The organism is Rhodococcus rhodochrous (genome assembly GCF_900187265.1).
Taxonomy (GTDB): Bacteria; Actinomycetota; Actinomycetes; order Mycobacteriales; family Mycobacteriaceae; genus Rhodococcus; species Rhodococcus rhodochrous.
Map to the genome: position 1 here is coordinate 3,468,810 of NZ_LT906450.1, position 17,097 is coordinate 3,485,906.

The 17,097-nt window shown below is 69.9% G+C and carries 18 protein-coding genes; 9 read left to right on the forward strand and 9 right to left on the reverse strand.

All coding sequences use genetic code 11. The annotated features are described in order from the left end of the window. Nucleotides 1-137: 137 nt before the first annotated feature. The gene (locus CKW34_RS15915; protein ID WP_059380730.1) at nt 138-695 is read right to left on the reverse strand and encodes an NAD(P)H-dependent oxidoreductase; all 558 of its coding nucleotides are present in this window, start codon (nt 693-695) and stop codon (nt 138-140) included. An 89-nt stretch (nt 696-784) separates the two neighbouring features. Between CKW34_RS15915 and CKW34_RS15920 the strand changes: the two genes are divergently transcribed. The 3 genes from CKW34_RS15920 to CKW34_RS15930 are packed head-to-tail and all read left to right on the forward strand — an operon-like array spanning nt 785 to nt 2,708. Then, a complete protein-coding gene (locus tag CKW34_RS15920) occupies nt 785-1,468 on the forward strand; it encodes a TetR/AcrR family transcriptional regulator (protein ID WP_080968122.1) in 684 nt (227 codons plus the stop codon). Nucleotides 1,469-1,472: 4 nt separating this feature from the next. Next, complete coding sequence (locus CKW34_RS15925; RefSeq protein ID WP_059380729.1) at nt 1,473-2,264, forward strand: META domain-containing protein; 792 nt, start codon at nt 1,473-1,475, stop codon at nt 2,262-2,264. A 24-nt stretch (nt 2,265-2,288) separates the two neighbouring features. Beyond that, nucleotides 2,289-2,708, forward strand: a complete 420-nt coding sequence (locus CKW34_RS15930) for an META domain-containing protein (RefSeq protein WP_231921736.1) — start codon at nt 2,289-2,291, stop codon at nt 2,706-2,708. A 24-nt stretch (nt 2,709-2,732) separates the two neighbouring features. On the opposite strand, the gene CKW34_RS15935 is transcribed toward CKW34_RS15930, so the two are convergent. Together CKW34_RS15935 and CKW34_RS15940 are read right to left on the reverse strand one after the other, a co-directional pair. Continuing rightward, nucleotides 2,733-3,281 carry a nucleosidase gene (locus tag CKW34_RS15935; RefSeq protein ID WP_059380727.1) on the reverse strand — a complete coding sequence of 183 codons (549 nt, stop codon included), beginning with the start codon at nt 3,279-3,281 and terminating at the stop codon, nt 2,733-2,735. Then, a complete protein-coding gene (locus CKW34_RS15940) occupies nt 3,278-4,078 on the reverse strand; it encodes a fructosamine kinase family protein (protein ID WP_059380726.1) in 801 nt (266 codons plus the stop codon). Before CKW34_RS15940 ends, CKW34_RS15935 begins: the two co-directional genes overlap by 4 nt. Before the next feature lie 94 nt (nt 4,079-4,172). On the opposite strand from CKW34_RS15940, the gene nadE reads away from it, so the two are divergent. Next, complete coding sequence (nadE, locus tag CKW34_RS15945; RefSeq protein ID WP_059380788.1) at nt 4,173-5,009, forward strand: ammonia-dependent NAD(+) synthetase; 837 nt, start codon at nt 4,173-4,175, stop codon at nt 5,007-5,009. Here the strand turns inward: nadE and CKW34_RS15950 are convergent. Together CKW34_RS15950 and moaA are read right to left on the reverse strand one after the other, a co-directional pair. Next, nucleotides 5,006-5,284: a MoaD/ThiS family protein gene (locus CKW34_RS15950; protein WP_059380725.1), complete on the reverse strand. Its 279-nt coding sequence runs from the start codon at nt 5,282-5,284 to the stop codon at nt 5,006-5,008. The two genes, nadE and CKW34_RS15950, sit on opposite strands and share 4 nt — an antisense overlap. Next, entirely contained in the window at nt 5,277-6,335 is a 1,059-nt protein-coding gene (gene moaA / locus CKW34_RS15955) for a GTP 3',8-cyclase MoaA (RefSeq protein WP_059380724.1), read from the reverse strand. The genes CKW34_RS15950 and moaA overlap by 8 nt, the downstream gene beginning before the upstream one ends. Nucleotides 6,336-6,464: 129 nt before the next feature. Between moaA and CKW34_RS15960 the strand changes: the two genes are divergently transcribed. The 4 genes from CKW34_RS15960 (at nt 6,465) to CKW34_RS15975 (ending at nt 10,694) form a co-directional block, all read left to right on the forward strand. Further along, nucleotides 6,465-7,670: a molybdopterin molybdotransferase MoeA gene (locus tag CKW34_RS15960; RefSeq protein WP_059380723.1), complete on the forward strand. Its 1,206-nt coding sequence runs from the start codon at nt 6,465-6,467 to the stop codon at nt 7,668-7,670. Continuing rightward, nucleotides 7,667-8,665, forward strand: a complete 999-nt coding sequence (moaCB, locus tag CKW34_RS15965; protein WP_059380722.1) for a bifunctional molybdenum cofactor biosynthesis protein MoaC/MoaB — start codon at nt 7,667-7,669, stop codon at nt 8,663-8,665. The genes CKW34_RS15960 and moaCB overlap by 4 nt, the downstream gene beginning before the upstream one ends. Then, a complete protein-coding gene (locus tag CKW34_RS15970; RefSeq protein WP_059380721.1) occupies nt 8,658-9,071 on the forward strand; it encodes a molybdenum cofactor biosynthesis protein MoaE in 414 nt (137 codons plus the stop codon). The genes moaCB and CKW34_RS15970 overlap by 8 nt, the downstream gene beginning before the upstream one ends. Before the next feature lie 225 nt (nt 9,072-9,296). Further along, nucleotides 9,297-10,694 (forward strand): DEAD/DEAH box helicase, encoded by a 1,398-nt coding sequence (locus CKW34_RS15975; protein ID WP_059380720.1) that lies wholly within the window; start codon nt 9,297-9,299, stop codon nt 10,692-10,694. 77 nt (nt 10,695-10,771) lie between these two features. On the opposite strand, the gene CKW34_RS15980 is transcribed toward CKW34_RS15975, so the two are convergent. The 3 genes from CKW34_RS15980 to CKW34_RS15990 form a co-directional block, all read right to left on the reverse strand. Then, complete coding sequence (locus CKW34_RS15980) at nt 10,772-11,794, reverse strand: CobW family GTP-binding protein (protein ID WP_059380787.1); 1,023 nt, start codon at nt 11,792-11,794, stop codon at nt 10,772-10,774. A gap of 72 nt (nt 11,795-11,866) precedes the next feature. Beyond that, the gene (locus CKW34_RS15985) at nt 11,867-12,502 is read right to left on the reverse strand and encodes an MBL fold metallo-hydrolase (protein ID WP_059380719.1); all 636 of its coding nucleotides are present in this window, start codon (nt 12,500-12,502) and stop codon (nt 11,867-11,869) included. Beyond that, entirely contained in the window at nt 12,499-13,584 is a 1,086-nt protein-coding gene (locus CKW34_RS15990; RefSeq protein ID WP_059380718.1) for an S-(hydroxymethyl)mycothiol dehydrogenase, read from the reverse strand. The genes CKW34_RS15985 and CKW34_RS15990 overlap by 4 nt, the downstream gene beginning before the upstream one ends. A gap of 321 nt (nt 13,585-13,905) precedes the next feature. On the opposite strand from CKW34_RS15990, the gene CKW34_RS15995 reads away from it, so the two are divergent. Next, entirely contained in the window at nt 13,906-15,681 is a 1,776-nt protein-coding gene (locus tag CKW34_RS15995) for a cutinase family protein (RefSeq protein WP_059380717.1), read from the forward strand. A gap of 39 nt (nt 15,682-15,720) precedes the next feature. Here the strand turns inward: CKW34_RS15995 and CKW34_RS16000 are convergent, their stop codons facing one another. Next, nucleotides 15,721-16,998, reverse strand: a complete 1,278-nt coding sequence (locus tag CKW34_RS16000; RefSeq protein WP_059380786.1) for a LuxR C-terminal-related transcriptional regulator — start codon at nt 16,996-16,998, stop codon at nt 15,721-15,723. Between the last annotated feature and the right edge of the window lie 99 nt (nt 16,999-17,097).

Sequence of the window (17,097 nt, forward strand, 5' to 3'; positions counted from 1 at the left end):
GAGCGTCCGCGGCTCGGCCGGACCCTGCGGATACGCGCGGTGCCGGAGACCTCGCGGGTCTCCGGCACCGGGGTGTCGGTCGGTCCGGCGGCCGCTCTCGGTGCCGGCGGTACCGGCAGGGACGACGGACGTCTCGATCAGGCGTTGGCGAGCACCTTGGTGGCGTCGGCCAGTGCGGTGACGACAGCTGCGATCTGCTGCGCGGTCTCGGCGTGCTCCTTGGCGTGGACGCCACCGAACTTGCCGAAGGTCTCGCCGATCGACAGCGAGCCGCCCTCGACGATCGTTCCGCCGGCGATGCCGATGGCCTTGACCGCGTCCTCGAGCGCCCACTTCGCGGCGTTCTGGCTGGGCGACTGGCTGACGATCGCGACGGGCTTGCCGCTCAGTGCACCGGCACCGTAGGGGCGCGACAGCCAGTCGACGGCGTTCTTGAGGACCGCGGAGACGGTGCCGTTGTACTCGGGGGTGACGACCAGCACGGCATCGACATCGGCAGCGGCGTCACGCAGGGCAACGGCAGCAGCGGGGGCGGCCTCGCCGTCGAGGTCCTCGTTGTAGAACGGAACGTCGGCGAGGCCCTCGTAGAGGGCCACCTCGACGTTCTCGGCAGCGACCGCCGCGGCGGTCTCGGCGATCTGGCGGGAGACGGAGCCGTCGCGCAGGCTGCCGACGAGGGCGAGAACTCGGGTCATGGGAACATCCTCGGGTCGAAGTGGTTGACTACGCAATGTTAAACGGACCGCGGTCCGCTTTATTCCCCGCCCCGCTAGAGTGTGACCTTGTGAACACTCGCCCCCTCCCGCACGCGGACGGTCGGGCGCTGCCTGCGGCGAACAGCCGGGCCCTCCCCCTGGCGGATGAGCGACTCTCCGAACGGGGCGACGCAGCGCGCAATCGTTCCCGTCTGCTCGACGCCGCCGCCCTGCTCGTCGCCGAACGGGGCGTCGACGCCGTGACGATGGACGCCGTCGCGGCGCGGGCCGGAGTCGGCAAGGGCACCGTCTTCCGCAGGTTCGGCTCCCGCGCCGGACTCGTCCGGGCACTGCTCGACCACAGCGAGCGCGAGTTCCAGCAGGGCTTCCTGTTCGGCCCACCGCCGCTCGGCCCGGACGCCGAACCTCTGGCCCGGCTCATCGCGTTCGGTCGTGCGCGCATCGAACTCGTCGAGGTGCAGGGCGAACTGCTCCGCGCGGCCGAATCCGCCACCGACTCCCGCTACACCGCTCCCGCCCACCTGGTCTCGCTCGCCCACGTCGACACGTTGTTGCGTGCCGCCGGGGTCACCGGCGACACCCGATTGCTGGCGACCTCGCTGGTCGCGTCGCTCGAAGCCACCCTCGTCCTCCACCAGTGGCGCGAACTCGGTCATCCGCTCCGCCGACTCGCCGACAACTGGGCCGAACTTGCACACCGTGTCGTGACCGGACGAGGTACCCACGAAACCGGGTCGAGCGCCGTACCGTAACGGCATGATTCGCACATTCCGGGTGCTCGCGTTCGTCTCCCTGGCAGCGGTGGCCGCCGCGTGCAGCACAGAGTCGGATTCGGCCGACACCAACTCCGCAGAGGACCTCACCGGTCGCACCTTCGTCTCGACGAGCGTGACCGGCACACAGATCCCGGGCGACGGACCGCTGGTCGTCGAGTTCCCGGACGACGGACGCATCTCCGCGACCGCCGGCTGCAACCGCTTCGTCGGTGGCGTCGATCTGTCCGAGGGCAGAGTGAAGGCGTCGGACCTGGCGAGCACGATGATGGCCTGCCTGCCGGAACGCGAGGGAGCCGACGCCTGGCTCACCACGTTGTTCGACGCCGAGCCGCGCTGGTCGCTCGACGGGAACACCTTCACGCTCACCGGCGACGACATCACGGTCTCGCTCGAGGACGAGAAGGTCGTCGACCCCGATCTGCCGATCACCGGCACCGAATGGGTGGTGACCTCGCTGCGCACCGCCGACGCCGTCGTCAGGTCGATCGCCCTGGAGAACGCCGCGCCGACACTCACCCTGTCCGACGACGGCACCCTCACAGGGAACACGGGGTGCAACGAGTTCGGCGGCAGCGCCGAGGTCGGCAACGACGTCATCCTGTTCGAACCGCTCACCATGACCCGCGCGGCCTGCGCCGATCCCGAGCTCGCCGATGTCGAGACGCACATCCTGAACGTGCTCGCAGGTGAGACCACCTACACCGTCCAGGGCTCGTCGATGACCCTCACCGCGGCGAACGGCACCGACGGACTGGAGTTCACGGCCCGCTGAGCCCTCCTCGGTACCGTGAGACACATGCCGGGAGCAGTCCGCGTGGTCGTCGTCCTCGCACTGGGTGCGCTGCTGTCCGGGTGCGGGCTGTTCGGATCGTCGCCGTCCGACCCGATCGGCCGCCGTTACGTCTCGACCGAGGTCGAGGGGCGGCCGATCCCCGGCGGCGGCCCGCTCCAGTTGTCGTTCCCCGCCCGGGAACGGGTCGCGGCGTCCGCCGGATGCAACCGGTTCACCGGCACCGCCGACCTTTCCGGGGGCAGGATCCGTGCCGGGACGCTCGCGTCCACGAGGATGGCGTGCCCTCCCCCGCGCGACGGCGCCGACGACTGGGTGCGGACACTGTTCGCGGGCACACCCCGGTGGACTCTCGACGGAGAGGCGCTCACCCTCACCACCGGCGCGGTGACCGTCACCCTCACCGAACGCACGGACGAGCGCTGAGGTCGGTCGTCCGGGGCGAATCGTTCAGTAGCGCTCGACGAGCCACCGCGCGAGTTCCCGTGCGCTGCGGTCGACCTGCTTCGGCCAGTCGAGCGCCGAATCGTCGGCCCGGTCGCTCACGTGCTTGACGAGCCGGCACCGCGCACCCATGCGACGGGCGGCGTAGGCGACCGCGAAACCCTCCATGTCGACGAGATCGGCGCGCGCGGACAGCGCGTCGCGGATCTCGGCGTCCGAGACGAACGAATCGCCGGTGGCGAGCACGCTGCCGTCACCGTCGTCGATCCGGACGACGTCCTGCACCGGGTGACCGAGGCTCTTCAGGATCTCGCTGCTGATGTCGTGGTTGATCACGGCGGACGGCAGGAACAGTCCCGAGTGATGGGTGTGCAGCGCACCGGCGGTGCCGATGTTCACGACGAGCGGCCGAGCGTCGGCCGGATACGCCGCGAGCGCCGCGGTGACGGCGACCGCTGCGTCGACCTTCCCGATTCCGGTGATCACCGTCTCGTAGCGTTCCGGGACGTGCGCCGCCTCGGCGCGGGTTGCGGATACGACGAGGATCCCGTTCACGTACTGCCTCCGAGTTCGAGGGTTGCGAGTGCCGCCCGGTGCAGCTCCCGCCCGTACCCGGCACCGTATCCCGCGGCGTGCACCGCCAGTGGATGCAGCTGGTGCACGGGCACCCGATGCTCCCAGCCGGCGCGCAGCGGATGCGCCGACTCGTAACCGTCGACGACCCGGCCCAGGTGCGGGCAGCCGAAGAGCGCGAGCATCGCCAGATCTGTCTCGCGGTGGCCGCCGTGTGCGGCCGGGTCGATCAGGACGACGCCGCGCGGCGACCACAACACGTTGCCGTTCCACAGGTCTCCGTGCAGACGCGACGGCGGATCGTCGTCGTCGAAGGCTCCGGCCGCAACGAGATCGCAGGCGGCCTCGATGTCGCGGCACTGGCGGTCGGTGACGCTGCCCGCATCGACCGCGATGCGCAGGAAGGGCAGCACCCGCTCTGCGATGTAGAACGATCCCCAGGTGGCGTGCACGGTACGGCTCATGGGGCGGCGGCCGATGAACAATTGCCCGTCGTAGTGGTCGGGTGCCGCACCGAAACCTGCGGCCCCCGCGTCGTGCATCCGGGCGAGTACCGCACCGAACTCACGTGCGGTCCCGGCGGACGGGGATGCCTCGGCGATCCGATCGAGTTCGATGTGGTCTTCGCTCACCGACCGCACCGCCGCGACCGGCATACCGGCCTCGGCGAGCCAGGCCAGGCCGGCCGCCTCGGCCCGGAAGAAATCCGGATGTGCGTGCGGGTCGTGTTTGCGGAAGACGTCTCCGGTGCTCACCCCGAAGAGTCTGCCCGACCGCACTGTTCGTCTCGCATCTCTCCGCCCGGCCCTCATCCTTCCCGCCCTCTTCGCCGTTGTATCGCAGCAGTAACACGGGAACGCTAGGGTCGTGAAGATGACGAACCTTCGCGATCGGATCATCGAAGAACTCGGGGTGAAACCCTCCATCGACCCACGCGCCGAGATCGACGCCCGGGTGCAGTTTCTCGCCGACTACCTGCGCAGCACTCCCGCGAAGGGATTCGTGCTCGGCATCAGCGGCGGGCAGGACAGCACACTCGCCGGCAAGCTCGCCCAGCTCGCCGCGGAGAAGCTCCGCGCCGAGGGCCTCACGGCGGAGTTCGTTGCGGTCCGCCTGCCCTACGGCAAGCAGGCCGACGAACACGACGCCCTCGTCGCACTGGAGTTCATCGGAGCCGATCGCACTCTCGGTGTGGATGTGAAGCCCGGCGCCGACGCGACGGCATCGGAGGCGGCTCGCGCGCTGTACGGCACCGAGACCCGTCTGCGCGACTTCGTGCGCGGCAACATCAAGGCCCGCGAACGCATGATGATCCAGTACGCGATCGCCGGAGAACTCGGCTACCTCGTGGTCGGCACCGACCATGCCGCCGAAGCGGTGACCGGTTTCTACACCAAGTACGGCGACGGCGGCGTCGACATCACTCCGCTGGCCGGTCTGACGAAGCGGCAGGGAGCGGCGCTGCTGCGCGAACTCGACGCACCCGAGAGCACCTGGATCAAGATCCCCACCGCCGATCTCGAGGACGACCGTCCCGCGCTGCCCGACGAGGAAGCGCTCGGCATGACCTACAGCGAGATCGACGACTATCTCGAGGGCAAGGACGTCACCGACGACCTCGCCAAGCGCCTCGAGACCAAGTTCCTCGACACGCGGCACAAGCGCGTGATGCCCGTGGCGCCCTTCGACACCTGGTGGCGCGAGGGTTAGCCACCCGCGAAGGGCGGCAGGACGTCCACCCGGGATCCGGCCGGTCGGCCGAGGTCCCGGGTGAGTTCGCCCGCGCCGCCGTCGCCGGGTTCGAGCAGGAAGGCCGCCACCGACAGGACCCGCTCCATGCCGGCCCCGTAACGGTCGACGAGGACGGCGCGCAGCGCGCCGAGATCGGCGCCCTCCGGTAGGTCGATCGTGTCCTTCTCGCGTCCGGCCGCATCTGCTGCGGCCGCGAAGTACCGCACCTCGATCCCGGTCGTCACCTCAGCCACCGATAGCTCCCATGCTCCGCTGCGGCGGCGCGAAGTCCGCCGCGTCCATGCCGTGTCCGGCCCATTTGTTCCACATCGCCCCGCGCCACACCGCGGCGAGGTCCTCGTCGGTGGCGCCGCCGCGCAGAGCGGCGCGCAGGTCGGTCTCCCGGTCGCTGAACAGGCAGGACCGGACCGTTCCCTCGGCCGTCAACCGCGTGCGGTCGCAGTCGCTGCAGAACGACCGCGTCACCGACGCGATGATGCCGACCGTCGCAGGTCCGCCGTCGACGAGCCAGCGTTCGGCCGGCGCGGACGGATCCTCCCGTTCGGTCTCCGTGAGCGTGAACCGTCGCCCGAGGACGTCGAGCAACTGCTGGGCAGGCACCATCTGCGAGCGCGCCCAGTTCTGATCGGCGTCGAGGGGCATCTGCTCGATGAACCGCAGTTCCACGCCCTCGTCCAGGCACCACGCGAGCAGGTCGGCCGCGCCCTCGAGGGTCTCCGGCATCAGGACGGCGTTGACCTTGACCCGGCCGAGTCCGGCGGCCACCGCGGCCCGGATGCCGTCGAGCACCGAATCGAGCCGGTCGCGGCGCGTCAGGCGCGCGAAGTGCTCGCGGTCGATGGTGTCGAGGGAGATGTTCACGCGGGTCAGTCCGGCGTCCGCCAGCGCCCGCGCGCGGTGCCGGAGACCGACCGCATTGGTGGTCAGCGCGATCGGCAGCCCCGGGGTCTGCTGCGCACATCCGGCGACGATCTCCTCGAGATCGCGGCGCATGAGCGGTTCCCCACCGGTGAAGCGCACCTCGTGGACACCGAGCCGGCCGGTCGCGATGCCCACCAGGCGCACGATCTCGGCGCTCGTGAGCAGCTTGTCGCGCGGAATCTCGGGAAGTCCCTCGGCCGGCATGCAGTAGGTACAGCGCAACGAGCACTTCTCGGTGAGGGATACACGCAGGTCGCGGGCGATGCGACCGAAGCGATCGAGGAGCTCGGGCACGTCGGGCCGATCGGACACGTCGTCTGCGCGATCGCGCACGACCGGGATGCCCATGTCCACCGCTGTCATACGACCATCGCTTTCATACAGCCCAGTATGCCCACAACCGCAGATCGTGACACCGCATCCGGACAGACGGGGCACACGCGGCGCGTCGTCGACGACGGGGCACGGCCTCCGTGTGCCTAGGATGGCGACATGACGAGCGGCAGGCGGTCCGTGGAGGAACACGAACAGCACGTGGCGGCGTTGCTCGACCCGTTGCGGAAGAAGGGCCCGTTGCGTGTGCCGCTCGCGCACGCGCTGCACCGCACCCTCGCGGAGGACATCGAGTCGCCGCTGGACCTGCCGCCCTTCCGCAACTCCCAGATGGACGGCTACGCGGTCCGCGCCGGCGATCTCGCGTCGACCCCCACGGACCTGCCCGTCCAGGGCGTCCTGGCCGCGGGCGACACCGCCGCGGCGCTCGAGCCGGGGCACGCACTGAAGATCATGACGGGCGCTCCCGTCCCGGACGGCGCCGACGCCGTCGTCCCGGTCGAGGACACCCACGCGACCGCCCCCGACCCGGACGGCGCCGGCACCGTGACCGTCGAGCGCAGCGTCACGCCCGGGACCTATGTGCGTGAGGCCGGAACCGACGTCCGTAAGGGCGATCTGCTGCTTCCCGCCGGCACGGTGCTCGCCGCCCGGCACATCGCCGCGCTCGCCGCCGTCGGGCTCACCTCGACCCCCGTCCACGCACGACCGCGGGTCGCGATCATCTCGACCGGCAGCGAACTCGTCACGGCCGGGAGCGAACTCGGACCGGGCCAGATCTTCAACTCGAACGGGCCGGCGCTGGCCGCCAGCGCGTCGGCCAACGGCGCCGACGTCGTGACCATCGACCACTGCCACGACGATCCGGAGGAGTTCGTGACGATGCTCGAACACGCCGTGGGCGTCGCCGACGTCGTGTTCACCTCGGGCGGAGTGTCGAAGGGCGATTTCGAGGTCGTGAAGGACACGCTCGCGCCGCGGGGCGGACAGTTCGTCTCGGTGGCGATGCAGCCGGGCGGACCTCAGGGCACCGCCGTGATCGACGACGTACCGATCCTGACCTTCCCCGGCAATCCCGTCAGCGCGCTCGTCTCGTTCGAGGTGTTCGCGCGCCCCGCACTGCGCGCCGCCGCCGGCTATCCGCCCGTCGTGTGCGAGAACCTGCCGCTCACCGAGGATCTCACGTCGATCCCGGGACGCCGGCAGTTCCTACGGGGACGACTCGACGAGAACGGGGTGACCCCCTTCCGCGGGCACGGTTCGCATCTCGTCGCCGGACTCGCCGCCGCCGACGTGCTCCTCGACATCCCCGCCGACACCACCTCCCTCGAAGCCGGAGACCTCGTGAAAGTACGGATCCTGTGACCGATCTCAGCCACCTGGACGATCAGGGACGCGCCCGCATGGTGGACGTCTCCTCGAAGACCGACACCACGCGGATCGCCGTGGCGGCAGGCGAACTCGTCACCACTCCCGAGGTGATCGCGCTCGTCCGCGCCGACGACATGCCCAAGGCCGACGTCCTGGCCACGGCCCGCATCGCCGGCATTGCGGCGGCGAAACGCACCTGGGAGCTCATCCCCCTGTGCCACCAGCTGGCACTGTCGTCGGTGAAGGTGATGTTCGATTTCACCGACACCTCGATCACGATCGAGGCCATGGCGAAGACCAAGGGCCCGACCGGAGTCGAGATGGAGGCCCTCACCGCGGTCGCCGTCGCCGGTCTGACCCTGCACGACATGGTCAAGGCCGTGGATCCGGCGGCCGTTCTCGACGGCGTGCGGCTGATCTCCAAGGAGGGCGGCAAGCGCGGCCACTGGACCCGCGACGAGGCACCCGGCCGGGGCGAGACCGCCGGCACCGACGAACAGCCCGTGGAGGAGTCCGGACGTTCCGCCACCGTGGTCGTCGCGTCGACCGGTGTCGCCGCAGGCACCCGCGAGGACCGCACCGGCCCGCTCATCGTGTCGTGGCTCGAGGACAAGGGATTCACGGTCCGCGGCCCCCTCGTCCACGCGGACGCCGACATCGCCGCCGGTCTCGCCGACGCGGTCCGTCTGGGCCCTGCCCTGGTCGTCACGACCGGCGGAACCGGGGCCTCGCCGACCGACGCGACGCCCGAAGCGACTCTCGCACTGCTCGACCGTGAGCTGCCCGGCATCGCCGAGTCGATCCGGCAGCGCGGACTCGACGCCACCCCGCACGCCGTGCTCTCGCGCGGCGTCGCCGGTCTCGTCGGCCGCACGGTCGTCGTGAACCTGCCCGGCTCGCCCGGCGGGGTGAAGGACGGTCTCGCCGCCCTCGACCCGATCCTCGACCATCTGTTGGCACAAGTCGCAGGAGGCGGCGCTCATGAGTGAACTACTGGCCCGGATCTCGACGGAGCCGCTCGACCCCGCAGCGGTGGACGCCGCGGTGGCGGGCGCCGAACACGGTGCGGTGGTGCTGTTCACCGGTGTCGTCCGTAATCACGACGGCGGGCAGTCGGTGACCGCGCTGCAGTACCAGGCCCATCCGGATGCCGAAGCGTTCCTGCGGCGGTGCTGCGAGGACGTCGCGGCGAAGTCCGGGCTTCCGGTCGCCGCCGTGCATCGAGTGGGCGATCTCACCATCGGCGATCTCGCGCTCGTCGCGGCGGTCGCCGCCCCGCACCGCGCGGAAGCCTTCGCCACCTGCGCCGAACTGGTGGAACGCATCAAGGCCGAGGTGCCGATCTGGAAGCGTCAGCACTTCACCGAGGGTGCCTCGGAATGGGTGGGTCTGTAACCGGAACGGGGGGTCGGACGTACCCCGTGCGGTAGGGTGACATGGTTCGGGCGTCACAACGACGCCCACCGTCGTGGGATACCGGCGGCCCGGGATCGTGCCCGGCCCGCACGCACAGATGCAATACGCACAGATGCACCGGCTTTCCTTGCGGCGATCGCACAGCACCACGGGCACACGGCCCGTCGAGTGCACACACGCCGCATCGAAAGGCAGCGCTGTTCCATGACCACATCATTTTCCGATCTCGGGGTGCCCCGCCCGCTCGTCGCCACACTGAGCGACGCCGGGATCACCAGCCCCTTCCCCATCCAGGTGGACACCCTCCCCGACACCCTCGCCGGTCGCGACGTGCTCGGACGCGGACGCACGGGTAGCGGTAAGACCCTGGCCTTCTCGATCCCGCTGGCCGCGCGCCTCGCCGGCCGCAGCACCCGGGCGGCAGGCCGCCCGCGTGGCCTGATCCTGGCTCCCACCCGCGAACTGGCGACCCAGATCGCCGCGGCCATCGAACCGCTCGCGCATTCGTCGGGTCTGAAGGTCACCACGATCTTCGGCGGCGTGTCGCAGAAGCGTCAGGTCGACGCCCTCCGTCGCGGTATCGACATCGTCATCGCCTGCCCGGGTCGCCTCGAGGACCTCATGCGCCAGAAGTTCGTCGTGCTCGACGACGTCGAGGTCACCGTGCTCGACGAGGCCGACCACATGGCCGATCTCGGCTTCCTGCCCGGCGTCACCCGCATCCTGACGGCGACGCCGAAAGACGGTCAGCGCCTGCTGTTCTCGGCCACCCTGGACAACGGCGTCGACAAGCTCGTCAAGCGGTTCCTGAAGAACCCGGTCATGCACTCGGTCGACGAGGCCACCTCTCCCGTCGCCGCGATGACCCACCACGTCTTCGACGTCGCGGGCATGGATGCGAAGAAGGACCTCGTCCGCACCCTCGCATCGGGCACCGGTCGCCGAATCCTGTTCATGCGCACCAAGCATCAGGCCCGCAAGCTCGCCAAGCAGCTCACCGACTCGGGCATCCCGGCGGTGGACCTGCACGGCAACCTCTCCCAGAACGCCCGCGACCGCAATCTCGCCGCGTTCTCGTCGGGTGAGGCCCGGGTGCTCGTGGCGACGGACGTCGCCGCACGTGGTGTCCACGTCGACGACGTCGAACTCGTCGTGCACGTCGATCCCCCGGCCGAGCACAAGGCGTACCTGCACCGTTCCGGTCGCACGGCCCGCGCCGGCAGCACCGGCGACGTCGTCACCGTCGTCCTGCCCGACCAGCGCAGGGATCTCGCGGCCATCATGCGCAAGGCCGCCATCGACGTCACCCCCATCAAGGTGACCGCGGATTCCGAGCACGTGCTGAAGCTCGTCGGCGAGATCGCGCCGTACGTCGCGCCGGCACCGAAGCAGGCTGCCGCGCCGTCGCGTCCGCAGCGCAACGGTGGTAGCCGCCGTTCGCCGGCTCCCCGCCAGGGCTCCGGTCAGCGTTCCTCGTCGAGCGGACAGCGCTCCTCGGGCGGACAGCGCGCCGCCGGCGGTCAGCGGTCGGCCGGTCAGGGCGCCGCAACCGCAACCGGTGGTCGTCGTCGCCCCCAGCGCCGTACCTCCGCTGCACGCTGAGCCGGAGGGCCGGCCTTCCGCCTCAGCGGGCATAAATCGGCCTTCCGCCTCAGCGGGTCGTGAATCGGCCTTCCGCCTCAGCGGGGCGTGAACCGGTGTATCGCGTACATCGCGTCCGCGGACACCGGTTCGGTCGGAACACAACGGCGTAGGCGCTCGCGTACGTCGTCGGAGTCGAGATCGGCACCGATGACGACGAGCTGCGTCCCGTCGGGCACGTCGTCGCCGCGACCCGCCGGTTCGAACCGGATGTGGTCGCCGACGGTGTGCAACAGATAGGTGCCGGTATCCAGTCCGGCAGCGACTCGCACGTATCCCTTGATACGGAACACCCCTGCGGGCTGGTTCTCGAGGAAATCGACCAGCACGCGGGGGTGTAGTGCGTCTGAGGACTCGAAGGTGATCGCGTCGTAGCCGTCGTGCAGATGGGTGTGCTCGTGGTCGTCCTGCTCGTAGAGCAACCGGTCGAGGGTGAGCTGCTCCCCCGGCTGCGGATCCGGCCGCTCCGGGATGTCGAACAGCAACGCCGGGTCGATGAGGCCGTGATCGGTCGAGACGACGGCAGCGCGGGAATTGAGCCGGCACAGGCGGGTCAACAGATCGTCGTGGGCGTCGCCGTCGATCCGGTCGGTCTTGTTGATCAGCACCAGATCGGCGAGCGCGACGTGTTGTTCGAGTTCGGGATGCTGCGCCGCGGTCGCGTCGAACTCCACCGCGTCGACGACCAGCACGAGCCCACCGTAGGAGACGTATTCGTTCTCCGAGCCGGCGACGAGCCGGATCATGTTGCGGGGCTCGGCGAGTCCGCTCGCCTCGACGACGATCACGTCGAGGTCGGACGAGCGGTGGGCGAGCTTGTCGAGCATTGCATCCATGTCGCTGACATCGACTGCGCAGCACAGACATCCGTTGCTCAGCGAGACCATCGAATCGACCTGTCCCGCAACCATCATCGAATCGATGTTGACGGCACCGAAGTCGTTGACGATCACGCCGATCCGCGCACCACGGGTGTTGCGCAGCAGGTGGTTGAGCAGCGTCGTCTTTCCCGCGCCGAGAAATCCGGCCACGACGATCACCGGGATCTGCTTCTTCGCCATGATGGTGAGACTAGCGGTGCGCTCGTGCGCGGTTCCGGCGGCGACCGCCACCGGAACCGCGCACCGGCGGCATCAGCTTCCGCGCTTGATCCACTCCTCGAGATGCGGCGACTCGGTACCGATCGTGGTGCCGTCGCCGTGACCGGTGTGCACCTTCGTCTCCGCGGGCAGGGCGAACAGCTTGTCGCGGATCGACCCGATGATGGTCGGGAAGTCCGAGAACGAGCGGCCCGTCGCGCCCGGTCCGCCGGAGAACAGGGTGTCGCCGGTGAACAGCTCACCCGCTTCCGGCAGGTACAGGCAGGTCGAGCCCGGCGAGTGACCCGGCGTGGCAATCGCCTGGATGTCGGTGCCGGCCACCCGGATCCGCTCGCCGTCCTCGAGCGTGCCGTGCGCGACACCCGGGTGGGTCATCTCCCACAGCACGTCGTCGGCGGGGTTGAGCAGGATCGGCGCGTCGAGCTTCTCGGACAGCTCGGGCGCCACGGTGATGTGGTCGTTGTGGGCGTGCGTGCACACGATCGCCACGACCTTCCGTCCACCGACGGCGTCGATGATCGGTTGCGCGGTGTGCGCGGCGTCGATCACGACCACCTCGGAGTCGTCGCCGACGAGCCAGATGTTGTTGTCGACCTCCCATTCGCCACCGTCGAGCGCGAAGGTGCCCGACGTGACGACCCGGTCGACGCGGATCGGCGAGGTGCTCACAGGACCACCACCGAACGGAGGACCTCACCGCGGTGCATCGTCTCGAACGCCTTCTCGACGTCGTCGATGCCGATGCGCTCGGTGACGAACTTCTCGAGCGGCAGGCGCCCCTGCTGGTACAGGTCGACGTAGGTCGGGAAGTCGCGCTCGGGCAGGCAGTCGCCGTACCACGAGCTCTTGAGCGAGCCGCCGTGCGAGAAGAAGTCGATGAGCGGCATCTCGAGGGTCATGTCCGGCGTGGGCACGCCGACGAGGACGACGGTGCCGGCGAGGTCGCGGGCGTAGAAGGCCTGCTTGTACGTCTCCGGGCGGCCCACGGCCTCGATGACGACGTCGGCGCCGAAACCGCCCGTCAGCTCCTTGATGGCCTCGACTGCATCGGTCGAGGTGGAGTTGACGGTGTGGGTGGCACCGAGGTCGGTGGCCCACTCGAGCTTCTTGTCGTCGCGGTCGACGGCGATGATCGTGCCGGCACCCGCCAGGCGCGCACCCATGATCGCGGCGTCGCCGACACCGCCGCAGCCGATGACGGCGACCGACTGGCCGCGGGTGACGCCGCCGGTGTTCACGGCGGCACCGAGACCGGCCATGACACCGCAGCCGAGCAGGCCGACGACGGCCGGATCGGCGCTCGGGTCGACCTTGGTGCACTGGCCGGCGTGGACGAGCGTCTTGTCGGCGAACGCGCCGATGCCCAGCGCCGGAGTGAGCTCGGTGCCGTCCTCGAGCGTCATCTTCTGCGTGGCGTTGAAGGTGTCGAAGCAGTACTGCGGCCGGCCGCGCTTGCAGGCGCGACACTGGCCGCACACCGCGCGCCAGTTCAGGACCACGAAGTCGCCCACGGCGACCGAGTCGACGCCCTCACCGACGGATTCGACGACCCCGGCGGCCTCGTGGCCGAGCAGGAAGGGGAACTCGTCGTTGATGCCACCCTCGCGATAGTGCAGGTCGGTGTGGCACACACCGCACGCGGCGATCGCGACGACGACCTCGCCGGGTCCGGGATCGGGGATCACGATGGGCACGACCTCGACGGGCGCTCCCTTCGAGCGAGCGACGACTCCGCGGACTGTTTGCGACATGGTGTCTCCGTTTCGTGATGCGACCGGCAGTGTCCGGTGTTTCCGACTTCCGGTGATTCCGACCCTAGCCACTCCCGCGGCGCTCTGCTCCTGATCGTTCGGCGGGCCCGACCCGGCCGAACGGCCAGTCGCGATCCGGTGAAGTCCAATTGTCCGATTAGCGCATTTCCCTTGGATTCTGCGGCTCGACACTTCTCCGTCGCCACCTCGGCAAACCCGTGTCGATGTAACGCTGCGAGCGACCTTCACGAAATCCGTTACGACCCGCCGCACTTCGGCGGGCCGGTAATTCCTCGGTCAGAAACGGATTGGTAGAGGCCCATGGCACTTCGAAAGTCGCTGTCGCGTCGGCGGATTCTCGCCGGCGTCTTCGCCCCCACCGCGCTCGGAGTCGTGGCAGCGGCCGCGATCGTGCTTCCACAACAGGACGCCCCCACCGTTGCCGACCCGTATCTTGCCGGCCTCGCGAAGACCACCGAATGTCACGACATGGTGAGCCTGGGCATCGGCGGTCGCGGCGACATCCCTCGCGACGAGTCGAAGATGCTCGTCGACGAGAAAGGCAACCGCCTTCCCGCCGCCCAGCAGGGTGCCTACCGCAGCCACTGGGTCGAGCCGGTCATCAGCGCACCGCTCGAGAACCACGAGGCGGGCAACGGCTACGCCGCCATCTACATCGAGTACCCGGCCGACCTCGCGAGCTACGAGAACGCCGTGAACCAGGGCGCCGAGAACACCATCGAGGTCATGAAGGCCATCCGGCGGTCCTGCCCGAACACCCAGTTCGCCATCGTGGGCTTCAGTGAGGGCGCCGACGTCGCGCGCCGCGCCGCGATGCAGATCGGTGCGCAGGAGCAGGGCGAGGACGGTTCCTGGGACATCATCGATCCTGATTCCGTCAGCGGCGTGGTCATCCTCTCCGACGCCGGCCGGGAAGCAGGAGAAGGCTTCTTCCCCGGCGCGGAGAACGGCGCCAACCCCGACGGTTTCGACCGCCCCTACCAGCCGGGCAGCGACCCCGTCCCCGGACGCGGCGTCCTCCCCGACACCAACGGCGGTTTCGGGCATCTCGCCGGCAAGGTCGCCTCGTTCTGCTCCGAGGGCGACTTCACGTGCTCGGCACCCGAGAACATCGCGCTGATCGAACTGCTCGCGAACGTGGGCCGTCAGGTCAACGGCGATGCGCTCGAGCGCGAGGGTCTCACCCCCGCAACCGGCGCCGATCTCGCCCAGGTCGTCGGCCGGGTCGCGTTGCTCGCTCTCGCCGACATCTCGGCGAACCCGGACTGGATGCGGTCGGACGAGACCTTCCTCGAGGTGCTGATCAAGGTCTCCGACCCGAGTTACGATCCCGCCACCGCCCGCCCCACCACGCCTGTGGCCGCCGATGCCGATGCCACCGGCGAGGACGGTGCCGAGGCGCCCATCCCCGCGGAGCGTCTGTCGAACCTCGCGTATCTGCCGGAGAAGATCGTCAAGGAGGTCGTCGGGTTCATCCGGAGCAACCAGAACACCCTCGCGGTGGTGCTCGCCGACCCGTACGACCAGACCTTCGGCTACGACCGTGAGAACGACGACCACTACGGTCACCACTTCGACTACTGGGACGACGACATCGACGGTAAGGGCACGTCCACCGTCGAGTACGCCGCCGCCTGGCTCGAGCACCTGGCCCGCGAGGCCAAGGAGGGCAAGAAGGTCGATCCGAAGAAGGTCGACCAGACCGCGGTCCTCATGATCGCCGAGGAGACGGCGAAGGCCGAGACCACCGAGGTCTCCACCACGCCGGAGACCTTGCCGTCCTCGACCGTGACCGACGACGCGACGGTCGCCGACAGCAGCGTGCCTGCCCCGGTCGACGGTGCCCCGGCACCCGCGGGCGACCCGGCCGCCCCGGTGGACCCGCTCGCGCCCGACGCCGGCGCACCGGTGGCCACCACCCCGGTGACCACCACGGCTCCGGTCCCCACCCCGTCGGAGACCACGACTCCGGCCACGGGCGAGACCACCACGGACGCCGGGTCGACGACCTCCTCCGGAACGCCCACGACGACGGTCGCCCCGACGACGACCACGTCGCAGGCACCCGCTGCCTGACCGTCCTCGACGGGTTACCCGACGACCGAGAACTCGGCGTCAGCCCGCGGCGCGGACCCCGGCCTCTGCACCGAGAGCCGCGGCCTCACCGCGAGTGCTGACGCCGAGTTTTCGTAGTACGCCGGCCACGTGGAACTTCACGGTCGATTCGCTCACGCCGAGGCGTTCGGCGATGACGCGGTTGCGTCGTCCGGCCACGAGATGTTCGAGGACCTCGATCTCCCGCGGCGCGAGAGCGGCGAGCGCATCGAGGGCGGGACCGTCCGTCGCGGCGATCGGCAGGTCGAGCGGGAAGCTCACCGCGATCCGCGTGCCCCAGCCGGGCGTCGACTCGGATTCGATTCCACCGCCGAGGGTTTCGACGCGGTCGCGGAGCTGGCGCCCGAGTTCGACGACGTCGATCTCGCCGTTGCCGTCGTCGCGCACGTCCACCAGCAGGGTCGAGTCGTCGCAGGTCCATGCGACGCGCACCCGCGTCACGTCGGCCTGACCGGACATCGCCAGCACCGCACCCCGGGCGATCGCGCGGGCCGCGTGCGCGACCTCGCCCGGCAGTCCGCGCCCACCCACCGGCGGAGCGACCATCTGCAGGTCGAGCGAACGGTGCCGCACCAGATCGCGCAGCTCGCCGTGCAGCCGGGCGAACGCGGTGGTCAGCGCCTCCTCCGCGAGTTCGCGGTGCAGGTCCACCGCCGATCGCAGGCCGATCAGGGCCTCGGTCGCCGTCTCCCGCGCCGTGGTGCGGGCACGGGTGTCGTCGAGATCCTTCGACCGCAGCGTGGCGAGGATGGTCTCGAGCGTCACGGCATGGGATTCGGTGAGCTCGGCGACGGTGCGGGCCCGCTCCGCCGAGGCGGCCCGCGACTCCGCGAGATAGGCCGGACTGGCGGTGTGCACCTGCAACCGGATGCCGGTGGCCACCACGCCGAACGCCGCCCGCACGAGGTCGAGGGCGGCGGACGTCGCCCGAGTCCCGCGGGGTACGAAGACCAGGAGTGTGTCGGTGCTGTCGAGGATCGCGCACACTTCACGATCGCGACCGGCGAGACGGAAGCCGTCGCGGCGGATCTCCCCCGCGGCGAGCTCGTTGCGCACCCGATCCAGCTCGGCGATGGTCACCCGGTCGACGATCGACGGGTCGCCGGCCACCTTCCGCGGCCGGCCGGTGCATTCCCTCGTGAAGATCACCATGGCGCTGTGGGGAGCGAGGTCGTCGACCCAGGTGGAGAACCGCTGCGCGATTTCCGCGAGCGGACCGGTCAGGACGTCGCGCAGCTCGGCGATCAGGACGTCGGGACGACGCGCAACGGGACTCACGTGCCCACGATATCGGCGTCCGCCGGCGCCCTCCGCCGGGAGCCGCTCCCTCGCCGACGCGAGCATCGCGTACTGCTCCACTTCGGCCCCTCGGACCGC

Coding starts and splice junctions, on each gene's coding strand:
- CKW34_RS15915 (WP_059380730.1), bottom strand. CDS start 695: ATGACCCGAGTTCTCGCCCTCGTCGGCAGCCTGCGCGACGGCTCCGTC.
- CKW34_RS15925 (WP_059380729.1), top strand. CDS start 1,473: ATGATTCGCACATTCCGGGTGCTCGCGTTCGTCTCCCTGGCAGCGGTG.
- CKW34_RS15930 (WP_231921736.1), top strand. CDS start 2,289: ATGCCGGGAGCAGTCCGCGTGGTCGTCGTCCTCGCACTGGGTGCGCTG.
- nadE (WP_059380788.1), top strand. CDS start 4,173: ATGACGAACCTTCGCGATCGGATCATCGAAGAACTCGGGGTGAAACCC.
- moaA (WP_059380724.1), bottom strand. CDS start 6,335: ATGACAGCGGTGGACATGGGCATCCCGGTCGTGCGCGATCGCGCAGAC.
- CKW34_RS15960 (WP_059380723.1), top strand. CDS start 6,465: ATGACGAGCGGCAGGCGGTCCGTGGAGGAACACGAACAGCACGTGGCG.
- CKW34_RS15970 (WP_059380721.1), top strand. CDS start 8,658: ATGAGTGAACTACTGGCCCGGATCTCGACGGAGCCGCTCGACCCCGCA.
- CKW34_RS15975 (WP_059380720.1), top strand. CDS start 9,297: ATGACCACATCATTTTCCGATCTCGGGGTGCCCCGCCCGCTCGTCGCC.
- CKW34_RS15980 (WP_059380787.1), bottom strand. CDS start 11,794: ATGGCGAAGAAGCAGATCCCGGTGATCGTCGTGGCCGGATTTCTCGGC.
- CKW34_RS15990 (WP_059380718.1), bottom strand. CDS start 13,584: ATGTCGCAAACAGTCCGCGGAGTCGTCGCTCGCTCGAAGGGAGCGCCC.
- CKW34_RS15995 (WP_059380717.1), top strand. CDS start 13,906: ATGGCACTTCGAAAGTCGCTGTCGCGTCGGCGGATTCTCGCCGGCGTC.